At 72.1% G+C, this 15,433-nt stretch carries 12 protein-coding genes and 1 CRISPR repeat array; of the genes, 3 read left to right on the top strand and 9 right to left on the bottom strand.

Annotated elements, in window-relative coordinates:
- Window position 1 precedes the first annotated feature (1 nt).
- Together ACFY4B_RS11715 and ACFY4B_RS11710 are read right to left on the bottom strand one after the other, a co-directional pair.
- Window positions 2–295 carry a hypothetical protein gene (locus ACFY4B_RS11715; RefSeq protein WP_387967417.1) on the bottom strand — a complete coding sequence of 98 codons (294 nt, stop codon included), beginning with the start codon at window positions 293–295 and terminating at the stop codon, window positions 2–4.
- 327 nt (window positions 296–622) lie between these two features.
- Complete coding sequence (locus tag ACFY4B_RS11710; protein WP_049649342.1) at window positions 623–1,396, bottom strand: GntR family transcriptional regulator; 774 nt, start codon at window positions 1,394–1,396, stop codon at window positions 623–625.
- A 324-nt stretch (window positions 1,397–1,720) separates the two neighbouring features.
- Between ACFY4B_RS11710 and ACFY4B_RS11705 the strand changes: the two genes are divergently transcribed.
- Complete coding sequence (locus ACFY4B_RS11705; RefSeq protein ID WP_387967415.1) at window positions 1,721–2,524, top strand: exodeoxyribonuclease III; 804 nt, start codon at window positions 1,721–1,723, stop codon at window positions 2,522–2,524.
- A gap of 300 nt (window positions 2,525–2,824) precedes the next feature.
- A CRISPR array of direct repeats spans window positions 2,825–4,187; the repeat unit is 21 nt; unit sequence GTCGGCCCCGCGCTCGCGGGG.
- A gap of 421 nt (window positions 4,188–4,608) precedes the next feature.
- On the opposite strand, the gene ACFY4B_RS11700 is transcribed toward ACFY4B_RS11705, so the two are convergent.
- Window positions 4,609–5,847 (bottom strand): FtsX-like permease family protein, encoded by a 1,239-nt coding sequence (locus tag ACFY4B_RS11700; protein WP_387967413.1) that lies wholly within the window; start codon window positions 5,845–5,847, stop codon window positions 4,609–4,611.
- 63 nt (window positions 5,848–5,910) lie between these two features.
- Between ACFY4B_RS11700 and ACFY4B_RS11695 the strand changes: the two genes are divergently transcribed.
- A complete protein-coding gene (locus ACFY4B_RS11695; RefSeq protein ID WP_387967411.1) occupies window positions 5,911–6,102 on the top strand; it encodes a hypothetical protein in 192 nt (63 codons plus the stop codon).
- 56 nt (window positions 6,103–6,158) lie between these two features.
- Here the strand turns inward: ACFY4B_RS11695 and ACFY4B_RS11690 are convergent, their stop codons facing one another.
- The 6 genes from ACFY4B_RS11690 to ACFY4B_RS11665 form a co-directional block, all read right to left on the bottom strand.
- Window positions 6,159–6,650, bottom strand: coding sequence for an ABC transporter ATP-binding protein (locus ACFY4B_RS11690; RefSeq protein WP_387967409.1), 492 nt, complete (start codon window positions 6,648–6,650; stop codon window positions 6,159–6,161).
- Between the two features lie 369 nt (window positions 6,651–7,019).
- Window positions 7,020–7,739 carry a type I-E CRISPR-associated protein Cas6/Cse3/CasE gene (locus tag ACFY4B_RS11685; protein ID WP_387967406.1) on the bottom strand — a complete coding sequence of 240 codons (720 nt, stop codon included), beginning with the start codon at window positions 7,737–7,739 and terminating at the stop codon, window positions 7,020–7,022.
- Window positions 7,736–8,584 carry a type I-E CRISPR-associated protein Cas5/CasD gene (cas5e, locus tag ACFY4B_RS11680; protein ID WP_387967403.1) on the bottom strand — a complete coding sequence of 283 codons (849 nt, stop codon included), beginning with the start codon at window positions 8,582–8,584 and terminating at the stop codon, window positions 7,736–7,738. Before cas5e ends, ACFY4B_RS11685 begins: the two co-directional genes overlap by 4 nt.
- Entirely contained in the window at window positions 8,581–10,014 is a 1,434-nt protein-coding gene (locus ACFY4B_RS11675) for a type I-E CRISPR-associated protein Cas7/Cse4/CasC (protein ID WP_387967401.1), read from the bottom strand. The genes cas5e and ACFY4B_RS11675 overlap by 4 nt, the downstream gene beginning before the upstream one ends.
- Window positions 10,011–10,661 carry a type I-E CRISPR-associated protein Cse2/CasB gene (casB, locus tag ACFY4B_RS11670; RefSeq protein ID WP_387967399.1) on the bottom strand — a complete coding sequence of 217 codons (651 nt, stop codon included), beginning with the start codon at window positions 10,659–10,661 and terminating at the stop codon, window positions 10,011–10,013. Before casB ends, ACFY4B_RS11675 begins: the two co-directional genes overlap by 4 nt.
- Complete coding sequence (locus ACFY4B_RS11665) at window positions 10,658–12,268, bottom strand: type I-E CRISPR-associated protein Cse1/CasA (protein WP_387967398.1); 1,611 nt, start codon at window positions 12,266–12,268, stop codon at window positions 10,658–10,660. The genes casB and ACFY4B_RS11665 overlap by 4 nt, the downstream gene beginning before the upstream one ends.
- Between ACFY4B_RS11665 and cas3 the strand changes: the two genes are divergently transcribed.
- On the top strand, window positions 12,267–15,389 hold the full coding sequence (gene cas3, locus ACFY4B_RS11660) for a CRISPR-associated helicase Cas3' (protein ID WP_387967396.1): 3,123 nt from the start codon (window positions 12,267–12,269) through the stop codon (window positions 15,387–15,389). The genes ACFY4B_RS11665 and cas3 overlap by 2 nt on opposite strands.
- Window positions 15,390–15,433: the final 44 nt, after the last annotated feature.

Here is a 15,433-nt window from a genome sequence, read left to right as displayed (position 1 = left end):
CTCAGGGCGCGAAGTCCGGGTCGGTCAGGTCGAGGGTGAGCGTGCTGCCCCAGTCGTTGACGAAGTGCGCCAACGGCCAGTCGACGGACGCCCCGACGAACGGGTTGCCGGTCGACGTGGTCAGGAGCCACCGCAGTCCGCGGTCCGGTCCGAGCCGACCGATGAAACCAAGGTGCCCGAGGCCGCTGTCACCGTGGACCACGTAGCCCAGCCCGTCCGGCAGTTCGACCTCGTCGATGACCTCGACGCTGCCCGCGTCCCACGGAGGATCGGCCACCAGAGCTGCCACGTCCACCGGCCCGCCCAGCTCCAGCCGGAGGTGCTCCGGCCCGTCGATATCCGCCTCCCGGGCCGTGCCGTCCGCGCCCGGAACAGGCAGTCGAAGGCCAGCACCTCCGACTTCGCCCACGATGCGAGGACCGCGTTCACCGGTCACCCCCCGTCCTCACCCGTTGCGTGGCTGTGCCACTGCCACGCGGACGCTACCAGGCGACCCGGCCCGGTTTACCGCAGGGCCCCAACGGCAAAGGCCCGGACGCCAGTTGGCGCCCGGGCCTCGACCTGAGGGTTTCCGGAAAATGGTTCAGGGGCTTCAGGGGTTCAGGGATTCACGGGTGGTGCGTCAGGAGGCGGTACGGACCTCGGCCGTCGCACCGACCGGGGTGACCTCGACGAGTCCGGCCTCGCCGAAGGTCAGCTTGCAGGTGTCCGCCCGATAGGTGGCCACCGCCAGGGCCACCAGCCGGCCGGCCGAGGCGTACTGGGTGGTCATGACCAGGACGGGCGCGCCCGGCGGGCGCTCCAGCAGGGCGGCCTGCTCGGCCTCGGCGACACCCAGCTCGACCGAGCGGGACTCGCCGTCCACCTCCAGGCGCTCCAGCTGGCGCAGCACCGAACGGGCGCGGTCGCTCTCGGCGCGGAAGCCCGGCAGGTGCGGCAGCGCGGCGGCCGGGACGTGCAGCGACTCGCTGGCCACCGCGCGGCCCTCCACCAGGCGGACCCGGCGCACGGTGTGCACGGTGGCGCCCTCAACGATGCCGAGGCCCTTCGCCAGCTGCGCGGAGGCGGGGGCGGTGGTGCAGTCGACCGTCCGCCAGGCCTGGTTGCGCGCGGTGCCGGGCCAGCCCTCCTCCTGCCGGTTGACCGGGACGCCGACCCGCGGGGCGGCGATCAGGGTGCCGATCCCCCGGCGGCGCACCAGGCGGCCCTCCAGCTCCAGCTGGTCGAGCGCCTGACGCAGCGTGGCCCGGGCGACGCCGAAGCGGGCCGAGAGCTCGCGCTCGTTGGGCAGCACCTGACCGGTGGAGAACTCCGAGTCGATGGCCCGCAGCAGCACCGTGCGCAGGTGCCAGTACTTCGGCTCCGGCACCGCCGAAAGCTGTCCTGTCGTCCCCACCGCGTCCTCCACCCGTGAGTTTGTCCGCCCTGCGACAAGGAGGGCGGATCCCGAGCCCACTGTCCGCAGTCGCGGCAGGTGGGAGAGCGGGCCTTTATCCGTCCTTCTTTATTAAAGGTCCTTGCAGTAAGTGACCCTAGGTGCTCCGTCCGGAGATGGTCAAGACCAATGGCGGGGCTCGATGGGACTCCCGCACATCTTCATGCCGCGTTCACGACAGCTCCCGTCAGCCGCTGCCACCACCATCGACACCCTCCGACGGGACCCGCCCGACCCCGCGCGTCACGGTTCGGGCCGGGAACGCCCAGTCGGTAGGCTGCTCGGGTGATCGTGGTGACGAGTGTGAACGTGAACGGAATCCGGGCGGCGGCCAGGAAGGGCTTCGTCGAATGGCTGGCCGGCACCGAGGCGGACGTAGTCTGCCTCCAGGAGGTGCGCTCCGAACCCGAGCAGCTACCCGTCGAACTGCGCGACCTGGACGGCTGGCACGCCATCTGGGCCCCCGCCGCCACCAAGGGCCGGGCCGGCGTCGCCGTCCTCTCCCGCGCGGAACCGCAGCGAACGGCGATCGGATTCGGCTCGGACGAATTCGACAATTCGGGCAGGTACGTCGAAATCGACCTGCCCGGCCTGACCATCGCCAGCCTCTACCTCCCCTCCGGCGAAGTCGGCACCGAGCGCCAGGAGGAGAAGGAACGCTTCATGGCGGAATTCCTCCTCCACCTCACCGCCCTGCGCGCCCGCGCCGCCGCCGACGGCCGCGAGGTCGTCGTCTGCGGCGACTGGAACATCGCCCACCGCCCCGAGGACCTCAAGAACTGGAAGGCCAACCAGAAGTCCGCCGGCTTCCTCCCCGAAGAACGCGCCTGGCTCTCCCGCATCTACGACGAGGCCGGCTACGTCGACGTCGTCCGCGCCCTCCACCCCGACCGCACCGGCCCCTACTCCTGGTGGTCCTACCGCGGCCGCGCCTTCGACAACGACTCCGGCTGGCGCATCGACCTCCAGGTCACCACCCCCACACTGGCCACCCGCGCCACCGACGCCCGCGTCGAGCGCGCCGACACCCACGCCGAGCGGTGGAGCGACCACGCCCCGGTCACCGTGGCCTACGACGTGGACAACTAACCGGCTTGTCACACCACTTGGACAGCCCAGAGGTGCCCCGGCGCGCGGTTGTACCGCACACCGGGGCACCTCCTCACCCCGCCGTCCCCAAGCGTCTTCGACCCGGGAACCTCCACCGTGCCCCTGGTCAGCGTCAGCCCGCCTGCGAAGTCCCGCTCGCCACTTGCCATCCAGTCCACCATCACCACAAGGCCAGCCAACTCCACCACCAACACCCCATGAGCTCCACTATGGATAGCCAACCGAATCGCACTGAATCAAATAGCGCTCGCTGAAGCGAATCACCGCAGGTCAGCAAGCGTCGGCCCCGCGCTCGCGGGGGTTGCTCCTCCACCACCGCTCCTACCGCTTGGCCCACCGCGTCGGCCCCGCGCTCGCGGGGGTTGCTCCGCCAGCGTGGACTTCCCGATGCCACCCTTACCGTCGGCCCCGCGCTCGCGGGGGTTGCTCCGAGGCGACGACCGTACGGATCGTGGCCGGGTTGTCGGCCCCGCGCTCGCGGGGGTTGCTCCCAGAAGGGAATCTGAGATGAGCGACCAGCAGGGTCGGCCCCGCGCTCGCGGGGGTTGCTCTCTTCTGGCGCCGCAGGCGGTCGCTCGCCGAGGGTCGGCCCCGCGCTCGCGGGGGTTGCTCCCCGGTCCGCGTCGCGTGCGAGCTGTGCGACTGGTCGGCCCCGCGCTCGCGGGGGTTGCTCGGTCGAGCCGATCCCCGACCACCGGCCGGTGCTGTCGGCCCCGCGCTCGCGGGGTTGCTCCTCGCGCCTCCTCACAGAGGCCCAGGCGCTTCGGTCGGCCCCGCGCTCGCGGGGGTTGCTCCGGCATCCGGATGTAGCCCACCACCTGCTCGCGGTCGGCCCCGCGCTCGCGGGGGTTGCTCCTCCGACACCGCCGACGTCCTGCTGCGCGAGGCGTCGGCCCCGCGCTCGCGGGGGTTGCTCCCTCTACCTGGTCTGCGCGATGCCCCCCGCCAGGTCGGCCCCGCGCTCGCGGGGGTTGCTCCGAGCCCTGGGCCCTGCGCGCCGAGGCGCCGTAGTCGGCCCCGCGCTCGCGGGGGTTGCTCCCTGGTGTACGTGCGCGCCGAGCTCCGCGCCGCGTCGGCCCCGCGCTCGCGGGGGTTGCTCCCCTCCGGGTCCTTCACCTACGGGAGCACCACGGTCGGCCCTGCGCTCGCGGGGGTTGCTCGGCGGTCATGACCGCCAGCGACTCGGTCGAGGTGTCGGCCCCGCGTTCGCGGGGGTTGCTCCCGCCGCTTTGCGGGACTAGCCACCGAGTTGGGGCCGGCCCCGCGTTCGCGGGGGTTGCTCGTCGGCGCCCGGCCACAGTCCGTCCTCGCCCGCGTCGGCCCTGCGCTCGCGGGGGTTGCTCCGGCCTCGTTGCGGACGCGCGTTGCCTCGGCCGGTCGGCCCCGCGCTCGCGGGGGTTACTCCCAGCGGCCCTTGTAGCTGGGACAGGACGGCCGCGTCGGCCCCGCGCTCGTGGGGGGTTACTCCCGGCCAACCCCCGGCTCGACCCGCCCACTTCGTCGGCCCCGCGCTCGCGGGGGTTGCTCGGGCTGCCCCGGCATCGCCAGCCTCACCACCCGGTCGGCCCCGCGCTCGCGGGGGTTGCTCTGGGCGGGCGCCCGCGTAGGCGGCCATGCCCTTGTCGGCCCCGCGCTCGCGGGGTTGCTCCATGAACTCGGTGATCGCCGCGTTGACCTGCACCGGGTTCTCCAGGAATCCCAGGTGCCCGCAGTCGGCGACTTCCCGATAGTGGCAGCCACCGCCGCAGGGGCCGCCAGGGCCTGACTCCGGACGCACGAAGGCCATTGAGCCGTGGGGGGCGTTGCGTCCCCCGCGGCCCCGCGGCCCCTTCGCGCCGCTCAAGCGGCCTCCGCCTGGAGGACCTCGGCCACCGGACGGCGGGCCCCGGCACGGGCCGGGAACGAGGTCAGCAGTGAGATCAGCGCGATCGTCCCGACGACCACGGCCAGCAGGACGACCGGGCTCGGCGGGTGCGCCGGCCCGCCCTTGCCCGCACCGCTGAGGAGCGCGATGCCGCCGGCGTGCCCAGCAGGGCGCCGACCGTCACCGGGATCGCCTGCGCCTAGACCAGACTGGCGCTCACCTGGCCCGCGTTGGCGCCGAGTGCGCGGGCCACCGCCGAGGAGCGGCGCGCATCGAGGACCGTCGCCCAGACGATGAAGACCGCGTTGATCGAGGCCAGCACACCGATCACGACCGTGATCACCAGCATGGTCTGTCCGAGTCGTTCGGACAGCGGGTCGGCCAGCGCGTCGGGCCCGGAGAACTCCTGGGAGGCGACGCGCAGACGGGCCGTCAGCACCGCGACGATGCCACTGACAGTGATGGCGGTGCTCGCCGCGGCTAGTACCGCCCGTCGGGGCCGCAGGGCCGCAGGGCGAGCAGCACCGGCACCGGCAGTCGCGTGAACAGCGCTATCAGCCCGCCGCGGCTTCGGCGCCCGTGCCGTTTTCGCCAGCGCCTGTACGGTGCTGGCCCTGACCGCCCGCACGGTCGGGACGAAGGTCGCGACGACCGCCACAGCCAGGGTCTCGGAGACCACGACCGCCGCCTCGGCCACGGTCACCGGCGGCGCGCCGGAGGTGCCGAGCAGGCCGGCCATGCCCCCGGTGAGTTCGGGTGCCAGAAGCGCGCCGACGCCGATACCGGCCCCGGCCGCGACCAGCGCCACGACCACGTACTCGGCCGACAGCACCATCGCGACCAGCCGCGGCGTCCCGCCGACCGCCTTGAGCAGTCCGACCCGACGGGTCCGGTCGGCCATCCGGCCGCCGACCAGGACAGCCACGCCGGCGACGGCGAGCAGGCCGAGCAGCGAGCTGCCGACGAGCAGGTCCGCGAGCACGGTGTCGGTCGTCCGGGCGAACCGGCGCTGGACGTCCGGCCAGGCGTCGGCGCCGAGCACGGAGTCGGCCTTCATCGGGTCGTCGAACCTCACCTGGTCGGCGAACGCCGCCGCGGCGCTGGGGTCCGCGAGTTTGAGGTTCATCAGGTAGTACAGCGGGTGTCCGGGGCTCGAAAGCGCCCGGGTTGCCCAGATCAGGCCGCCGTTGTCATGCTCGGACTTACCCGCGGTCAGTTCGCAGCCGGTCAGGCAGGCCGCCGGGAACGGAGCGATGGCGGCGCTCACCGCGAGCCCGGAGACAGTGAATTCCCTGTCGGAGACGGTGATCCGGTCGCCGACGCCGAGTGCCTGGGCGAGCGCGGCCTCCATGACCACCGAGCCGTCCGGTCCGACCCAGCGGCCGGCGGTCAGCCGCGGCTGGTCCACGACCGCCGGGTCGGCGTCCCGGGCCAACACCTGGGCGCCGGTCGAGTGGCCGTTGGCCCGGACGACACCCCAGGTCGAGGGATACGGGCCGCTGTGGGCGGTGACGCCGGGGCGCTGCGCGACCTTGCCGACAACCGGAGCACCACGTCCGGTCCGGCGGTGGCGGCCCTCGTCCGTTCGAAGGGCCGGCTGGTGACGTCGCGCAGTGACAGTCCCAGGGCCAGGGTCGTGCTCGCGGCGGTGATGACCAACAGCAGCAGGGCCGCCTCGGCGCGACGGCGGTGAAGGTCCCGGAAGGCCAGCCGCAGGATGAGTCGGAGCCGTCCCACGCCTCAGCCCTCCTAACGGACGACCGCCGCGAACCGGTTGGCGCCCACGGCCGCGGCCCGGGTCTCCTGCACGATCCGGCCGCCACGCAGGCCGACGGCCCGGTCAGCGGTCGCCGCGATCTGCCGGTCCTGAGTGACCATCACCAGTGTCTGTCCGGCTTCGCGCAGGCTGTCGAAGAGGCGGAGCACGTCACCGGTGGCCTGGCTGTCCAGGTTGTCGGTGGGCTCGTCGGCCAGGACCAGGACCGCTTCGTTCATCAGCGCCCTGGCGACCGCGACGCGCTGCCGCTGCCCTCCGGACAGGGCCGAGGGCACATGTCCGGCCCGGTCGGCGAGCCCGACCCGCTCCAACAGTCCGCCCACGCGCTTGCGGGCCTTGCCGGGCGAGCGGCCCGCGAGCAGGGCGGGCAGCTCCACGTTCTCCACCGCGCTCAGCTCGTCCATCAGCTGGAACGCCTGGAAGACGAACCCGACGGTCTCGCAGCGGAACCGTGGCCAGCACACGCTCGCTCCGCCGGTCCACCCGCGTACCGGCGATCGTGATCTCGCCGCTGCCGGCGCGGTCCAGCCCGCCGAGCAGTTGCAGCAGGGCGGACTTGCCGCCGCCGGGCCCGGTCACCCTGGCCTACGACGTGGACAACTAACCGGCCTGCAAGACCATTTGAGCAGCCCAGAGGCGCCCCGGTGCGCGGCCATACCGCGCGGGGCACCTCTCTCACACCGCGCCTGGCTGGGCGACAGGCTGGCTTGGGTCGAGCGGTGTCGGGGGTGTCCCGGCTGAGGCCAGGCTTGGAGCATTGGTGTCACATACTCCAGAGTCATCCTCGCGCATGGCGGGGCAGAGGTGATGCTACCTCTGCCCGTCACGTCCGTTCAGGGGCGGGGGCCGCCCTGTCGTACCAGTACCAGCCCGCAGCCGTACGCCCGGCCGGATCCGAGGCCGTCCGTCAGAGTGCGATGGAAGGCCTCGGGGTCGGCCACCACCAGTTGCCCCCGCACCTCGGAGCGGGTGATCTTCAGCCCCGCGTGGTGGTGGCTCGTCACCGGCGGCAGCATCCGGATGGCGAGCGAGCGCCGGTCGATCTCCGCCCCGATGAACCGCACGCCGCTGTCCGCCGTACTGCCCGGCCCCTCGACAGTCGGCTGCGACCGCTTCGTCAGCCAGGCGCGGACCTGGTCCGGCCTGACCGCCGGGACCTTGCGGGAGCGGCCCGTCCCGGGCTTGCCGTCGGAGCGGGCAGTCAGTGCACTCAGGACCGTTCGGAACGTGAACTGGTCGCCCTTGAACAAGGGTTGGTCGACGCTGAGGGTCTCGATCCTTCTGGTGAGCGCCTCCCGGGGGATAAGCGACCAGTCCGGGGGAACCTTGGACTGAACGACCAGGAGCAGGGTGTCGGTCTTGAGGTCCACGCTCCACGTCGACAGGATCCCCATCTGCGCGCGCGGGTCCGACTGGCCCTCCTCCAACCAGCCGTAGAAGCCGCTCATCACCAGGCGGTGCATGTCCTGGGCATCGAGCAGGCTCCGCGCCGCGACGGGATGCCGGGCGTCCAGGGCGATGATGCTGTGGCAGGTGATCAGTCGGATCGTCATGGGATCAGGTCCTCCCAGCGGATGGCGGGGTCCGGGTCGGGTGTGAGGCGGGAGCGGGTCTCCCAGCGGACGGCGTGCATGCGCCGCTCGGGGTCGAAGGTGACGGGCTGATCGGTGGCCCGGCTCGCGCCCCTGGTGCCCGGCGGGACCTCGCACCAGAACCACGGCGGCTTCGCCGTGGCGTTGGGCAGTGGGGCCGTGGACCGCAGGACCGTCTCCAGCGTGCCCGGGTGCACCCCGCCGGCGATGGTTCCGGACGGCGGGCAGGACTTCCGCCCGAGCCAGAGCAGCCTCTTCGGTTGCTCCAGCGCGCTGGCGATCCGCTCGAGCAGTTCGCGGTCACGGCTCTCGAAGGCCGCGACGAAGGCGGCGTCCGCCAGGTACCAGCGGTAGGTCTGCATCGGTTCACGGCGGAGGTTCCCGGCGATGAGGACCCCGGTCCGCTCGTCGGGTGCGATCTCCTTGGGCGCGCCGTACCAGGAGGCGAGCGCCGTGTCGGCGGACCGGCCGAAGGTCGGACCGCGCTCTCTGTCGAGCCACGCGGCGGCGGCCTCGGCGCGCCGGTGGTCCGTGATCAGGTCGCGCGGCCGGAGCGGCATCGGTCCGCCGCCGACGACCTGGTAGTCGTGGACGGGCGTACCCGGGCGGTCCGCTCGGACGCCGAACCGCAGCGCGGCCAAGTGGCCGATGTCGTCAGCGTGGTTGAGGCCGAGGGCGGCGGCGACCATTCCGACGCACCCCGACTTGGTGGGGCGCAGTTGGGTGTCGCGCCGGTCGAAGTGCGAGCCGATCCCCCAGGACTGGAGGGGCGCCGCGAGCCGTGCGAGGAGGACGGACTCCGTCACGGTCGGGTCAGCTCCTCGATGGTGTCGACCGCCACGCCGGGCAGGTTGTCCTTCTCCGCCTCTTCACCGAGCAGCCGCTCGACCGCGAGGTCGTAGGTGAGGAGGCGGGCCGGACTGATGTCGTCGCGCTTGCGCAGGACGAGGGCGTGCTGGGCGAGGAGGCGGCGGGTGGCCTCCAGGGAAGCCGGGCCGTCGGCCTCCTCGAAGACGGCGTTCTCGAACGCCAGGCCGTAGTTGAACGGGCGCTTGCCGTCGAAGGCCATGACGAGCTTCGGCAGGGAGCCGGTCGAGGCGGTGGTGTTGGCCTTGGCCCTCGGCTGGGAGTTGACGAAGGCGTCGACCACCTCCAGCTCGGCCGCGGCCGCGGCCGCTTCGATCCGCTCGGCTGTCATTCCGGCGGCCTTCAGGTTGGCGCGCAGCCTGTGGCGGTCCAGGACCGCATGACGGTAGAAGGTGCCGGAGATCAGCGACTGGTACCCGGTCATGCCCGCGCCGGAGTCCTCGGCAGCGTCCAGGTAGTCCAGGGCGTTGGCGCGGGATCGGTTCCTGCGGTCGAGCTTGGCGTCGTCGGCGGCCGAGTAGAAGTCGTCGATGTGCTCGGCGGGCTGGACGGTGAAGGCGTGAGCGGTCTGGACGGCGCCGTCGACGTCGGGCGAGTCGGCGATTCCGGCGAGGAAACGGCCGTAGAGGGCGATGTCGATCGCGTCACCAGGGGCCAGGGCGGTGAGGACGGCGGAGCGCAGGTCCTTCGGCAGAGCGGGCAGCTTCTCGCCACCGCTCTCCTCGGGCTCGTCCGCGGGCACCCGCCCCTCCTTGCGGTCCTTGGCCTGGGCGCGGCGTTTGGCCGCGACCTTCGCCTTCCTCTCTGCGGCGGCGTCCTGGGCCGCCAGGTACGCGCTGCTCCACTCGGCGACGGCGTCGCGGTGTTCGAGGAGCTTGTCGGCGAGGACCTTTCCGGCGTTCTCGGGGGCGAACAGCAGCACCTTGGTGAGGTCGGCGGTGTTGGGCTTGTCACCGAACTTCAGGCCGATGCCGCTCAGTAGGGCCTTGGCCGTGGCCAGGGCTGTCCCCGGCTCCCAGCCCCCGGCTTCCAGCTCAGCGGCGGTGATCTTCGCCCACTCACGGGTCCGCAGCCCCATCGTGTAGCCGGCCAGGGGCCCGTCGCCGGTGTTGGCACGGTTTCGGGAGTAGGTGCGTTCCGCGCGTCGGCGGGCCTGCGAGGTGATCATCGTCCGGAGGTCGCCGCCGAGGCTGATCGACTTGGGCATGCCGTTCTCGTCGCGTACCGGCAGGACCGCGACCATCGTCTCCAGGAGGTGCAGGGAGAGGTACTGCCCGCCGGTGAAGTCGGCAACTTCGGCGGTCGGCGACGCGGCTTCAGCGGTCGAGGGGGTGGCTTCGGCGGTCGAGGGCTCTACGGTGCTGGTCACTTGCTGTCTCCGATCGGATCGGCGGCGGGCGCTGCCCCGCGCGGCCGGGGCGTACTGGTCGGGGTCTCGGGAGTGTAGGTCGGGGTGTAGAAGGAACGGGCCCACCGGTACTGGACCGGCCGCCCCCGGGCGGACCATCCGGCGAGGTCCTCGGTGAGGACCTCCCAGGACGGGGGGACGGTGTCGCAGGACCTGGCGCGCTCGACCACGTGCTGGAGGTGGCGCCAGGGGACCCTGCGCGAGGCCACGACGCGGTCCAGCAGCCGCACCGCGCCAGGGTTTGCCTGGCCCCGTCCCACCCCCGTGCCGATGCGACCGAGGGCGGCCCCGATGTCGCCCCGACCCGGCGACGGGTCCAGCCGCCCGGCGTGGTAGCGGGCGAAGAGGAACGCGACGTGCTCGAAGGCCGGCCGGGTCTCCTCGGACGGCGCGAAGTTCGCAGCGATGAGACGGGCCTGCGTCACGGCGACCGGACGGCGCAGGTCGGCCAACTGCCCGTACTGCCGGGCGCGGACGAGGCCGCAGAGCCAGGCCGTGAGCTGCTTCCCGGGAGACGGCTCGGGGAGTGCCTGTTTCCCGACGGGCGAGTCAGAAGGGCCTGCCACCTCTGCGGGTGGTTCCGGGAGCACCGGTGCGGGGTCGATCACGGGGTGGTCTCCTTCAGCGCGTTCGGCGCATCGGGGTGGTCCAGGACGTCCTGGAGCCGCTTCAGGGCCAGCGTGTGCGCCTTCAGCTCCCGGCCGGCGAAGCGGAGGCTGTCCAGCTTGGCCTTCAGGGCGTCCGTGGCGAGCCTCCTGATCTCGGTCCCGAACCGGGACAGCGCGTCCGCGACCGGGTGGCCCTCGGCGACTGCGTTGAGCAGGGCGTGGAACTCGGCACCGGCTCCCGCCCACATCTCGGGCTCGCCGTTGAAGCGGGCCAACTGAGCGGTCCGGTCGGCGGGTTTGGCGCTCGGGTAGACGTACTCGCAGGTGGTGGCGGCGGCGGCTCGAAGCGCGGTTGCCGCGTACTCGGCGATCGCCGATCCCTGTTCGCTCGCCTGCCGGAGGCCGGCCTCGCGTCCGGGGACGAACGGGAAGCGGTCGTCCACCCAGGCGACCGGCTGGCCCTGGTCTGCCAGCAGGCCGACGGCCCACAGCTCCGGACGGTCGCTGCGCAGCATGGCGAGGCGCCCGTACAGGTCGTTGCCCTTGACGCGTTCGGCGATCGCGGCGTACAGCGCGTGCGACTCGCGCCACAGCTCCCGCGAGGCCTGCGGCTTGAGCGTCACCGGCTTGCCTGCGCGGATGACCATCACCTCGTCCTGACGGTAGACGTCGGGGAGTGCCGCGAGCGTCTCCCCCGGTCCGACGAGGACCCGATCGACCCCCGGCTCACCGTTCGCCATCACCACGGCGCGGAGTACGACCGAGCGGCCGAGAACGGTGTGGAGGTCAGCGGGGCCATCGGGCCGGCGAGTCTCATGGGCACCGGTGCGACGGAACGGCCGGCGGGGACGGTCGCCCCACGTCAGGTTGAGGGCGTCCGGCTCCCCGTCCCAGGGGGCGAGGTTGAGCCGCAGTGTGTCGCCGAGCGTGGGGCCGAGCGCGAGGACCCGGATGCGCGAACCCAGGCGGCAGGTAGACAGGTTGGTGAACGGAGCCGGCAGGCCCATCTCCTTGGCCTGGATCCGGGCTCGACGGCCCTGGCCGAAGGCATGCTGGGTCAGCATGGCGCGCCAGGCTTCATCGGCCGGGAGCGGTTCGGGGTGGTGCAGGTGGCGGCGGTCGAAGTGCTGGTTGTAGTCGCCGGCGTGCTCGATCACCAGTTGGGCCGGCCCAACACCGAAGGCGTCCAGGTGCTTCAGCAGAGCGGCGTTCTGGCCCAGCGGACGTTCCGCGTCGAACAGGTCCCACACGCCCTCGTGGCGGACGAGCCAGTCCGCAGCATTGGTGAGCGGTTCCCGCTTCTCCACCCAGGCCAGCCATTCGCCGTACGTCTCCGGGTAGCACCCGGCGGCGTACAGCACACCGAGCAGCCACTCGACCACCGCGGTGGTCTCCCCCGGGGTCCGCCCGTACACGGCGGCGATCCGGTCGGCGTACCGCAGTGCCTGGACGACGGAGACCTTCGCGAGGCCGGCCCGGCCCGACTCATCCCCGTTCGCCGGGGTGGACCGCTGCGGTTCGCCCTCGCCCGCAGAGCCGGCCCGAAGCGGGACTTCGTCGATTGTCAGTACCGGGATACATGCTTGGTGGCGTGGATCCCATCGCATGTCCGCTCCTTCCCACCACGGGGTCGCGCCGCACCGGCGAGCCGGCGTGCGCGAGACATCACTGCAATCACAAACTCCGTTGGGTCTGTCTTCGCGGCACGACAGTAACAGCTCCCGGAGGCACGTCTTGACACATCGACAGTCCATCAACATTCCGGCACACCAAACGATTTGGGGAAAGACCGACCAGTCGCGCCGATCCCGCGGAACCGGCGGTCCGGCATGGAACCCGCTCACGGCACACGTCCTCGACACGGCCGCGTGCGCCGGACAGTTGTGGGACCGATACCTCACGCCCGGGATGCGACTGCGGCTCACGGAGTCCTTCGGGGCCGGCGACGAGGAGACCGCTCGCAAGACCACGATGCTGCTGGCCGGATTGCACGACCTGGGCAAGGGGGCCGGCTGCTTCCTCCGCACCTTCGGAACGGGCCGCAATGACGACGTGATGCTCAGAGGCCGCGAGTTGGGAGCCTGGCGGGACCAGGCGTCCACGGCTGGACTCCCCAGTGACGCTCATCCCGACGGTCAGGCCGACGCCCGGCACGAGCACATCACGGCAGCGCACCTGCCCCGGATCCTCGGCTGCGACTGCGAACGCTGCGGAGGAGACGGGGCCGAGTCCCCCGGCCTGCACACCGTCGCCCTGCTGCTGGGCGGCCACCACGGCCACATCCCCGACCTGGACACGGTCGAGCGGGCCTCCGGCGCCGCCCCGATCGAGGTATGGGAGCCCGTCTATCGCAGCCTCGTCACGGAGGCCGCCGAACTCATCGGCGTCGCCCTCGCTACCCTGCCGGCCCTCGTCAGGCCCGAACGCCCCTCCGTCCTACCGATGTTCACCGGTCTCGTGATCCTGGCCGACTGGATCGCCTCCAGTAACGACCACTTCGCCTACCGCCGGCTCGGCACCCCTGTGGCCGACTGGTGGTCCGCATCCCAGTGCCAGGCCCGGGACGCGATCTCCGACCTCGCACTCGACCGGTGGCGTCCGGTACCCCGGACCTGGCCCGAACTGTTCCCCGGCACCACACCCCGCCCGTTCCAGAGCGCCGCACTCGCCGCCCTCCCCGACGCCGGCCCGGCACTGGTCGTCATCGAGTCCGACACCGGATCCGGGAAGACCCGGTTGGCGTTCGCCATCGCCCACCACCTCGCCATGACCAATGGTCACCAGGGCCTGTTCATGGCCATGCCGACCCGAGCCGCCACCAACCAGGCGGCAGGCGAGCTGGAGAAGTTCGTCAGGAACTCGACCGACGGCGCCACGACCAGCAACCTCACCGTCGTCCACTCCGCCGCCGAGGCCACCGACCTGGTCCACCGGTTGATCGACGCCGCAGCCACCCGGCAGCAGAACGCCCTGCGCTCCCTACCCGACTCCGTCGCCGCAGCCTCGCACGACAGCGGCGAGCCCCGCGACGGCAAGGCCGACGAGGTCATCCTCAACCCCTGGTACCTGCGAAGCTGCCTCGGCCTGGTCTCGACGTTCGGGATCGGCACCGTGGACCAGGTCGTCCTGTTCCCTCAGCGGAACCGCCACTGGATGCTGCGCCTCCTCGGACTCGCGGGGAAGACGGTCGTCATCGACGAGGCCCACGCCTACCAACTCTTCCAACAGGGGATGCTCAACGCGGCAGTCGAATGGCTCGCGGATGCCGGGGCGTCCGTGGTCGTGCTCTCCGCGACGCTCCCCGTTCCGGTGCGGGAGACGCTCGTCCAAGCCTGGTGCACGGGGCAGCAGGCCGTCGCCCGGGACACCGGGGAGACCGGCCCCGTCACCGTCGTCGACCGGACCGGCACCGTACGCCGTGCCGGGGAAGCCGAGGACGGCGCGGTTCGCCACGCCGGGGACGGCGGTGTGGCGACTGTCCTATCTCGTCAGGTCGGCACTGACGTGCAACTCCAGCCGCTGCCTGGACCGGTCGGCCTCGCCACCCAGCTGCTGCGCGAGACCGCGGACGGAGGCATCACCGCGGTGGTCCGCAACCGGGTCGCATCTGCGGTCGAACTGCACCGCACCGCGCGCGATTTGGGACTGCGGAACGGGTGGCGGAAGGACGAGATCATCCTGCTGCACGGTCGGCTGATGGGCCGCGACCGCCTCTCTCTCGAAACGCGTCTGGTCGACGCTCTCGGCCCCGGCCCGGACACCGGCGAGCCCAACCCCGGGCGCCCGCGCCGACTCCTCGTCATCGCCACTCAGGTCATCGAACAGTCCCTCGATATCGACTTCGACCGGCTCTACACCGACCTCGCCCCGATCGACCTGCTCATCCAGCGCTACGGACGCCTCCACCGGCACCACCGGAACGCCCGGCCCCCGTGGTTCACCGAGCCCATGCTCACCGTGCTGTGGCAGCCCGACGGCGCTGGGCTGCCCGTCGTCGACCCTCCGGAGCCGGACAACGGGAGGCCGCACGGAAACCCCGATGGGAGTGTCTACGCGCCGTACACGCTCGCCGCCACCTGGCACGCCCTCGACCTGCGAGCGGGAAAGGCCGGCCGGTTCGCCCTGAACGCCCGCGAGCACAGCGCCCTCATCCAGGAGGTCTACGGCCCCGCCTCCCCGCAACCCGGTGCGCTCGGGCAACTCCTGGCCCGAACCGCGCAGGACTGGCAAGCCGCGATCACCAACGAGTACGGAGAGGTCACCGCCCGCCCGATCCGCCCCTACGGCCGGCGGGGCCGGACGCCAGCCACCGCCTACGATCTCGCGTCGGGCAGGGCCCACGGCTGCGGCCGGAACATCGGCGCCCCGGGCATCGCTGCGCTGTCCCGCCTCGGCACACCCTCGATTGACTGCCTCGCCCTCTACCAGCAGTCCAACGGGGCACTCACCTACGACCGCGTCGGCCTGCTGTTCGCAGACACTCGTTATCACCCGGCGGACAGCGGCGAGCGCCGGAGGCAGCAGAAGGACTTCCTCCTCAACACCCTTTCTATCCCGATGACCTGGGTGTCGGACCGCAACGGGGTCCCGCGCCCCAGCACCTGGCCCACCCTCGACCGCCCCGCCCTGCGCTATCGCCGTACAGCCCTCCTCGACCCCACAACCGGCAGGTGCATCAGCGGGCCCCTCGGCATCACCTACACCCCGGAGGAGGGCCTCAGCCGATAGTCCCGGACGCTCGGGTGGAAAGCCGCCCGCGCACGGCGGGACGG

The sequence above is a fragment of the Kitasatospora sp. NPDC001261 genome, assembly GCF_042896795.1.
GTDB lineage: Bacteria > Actinomycetota > Actinomycetes > Streptomycetales > Streptomycetaceae > Kitasatospora.
This window is presented reverse-complemented; position numbering and strand designations above follow the sequence as displayed.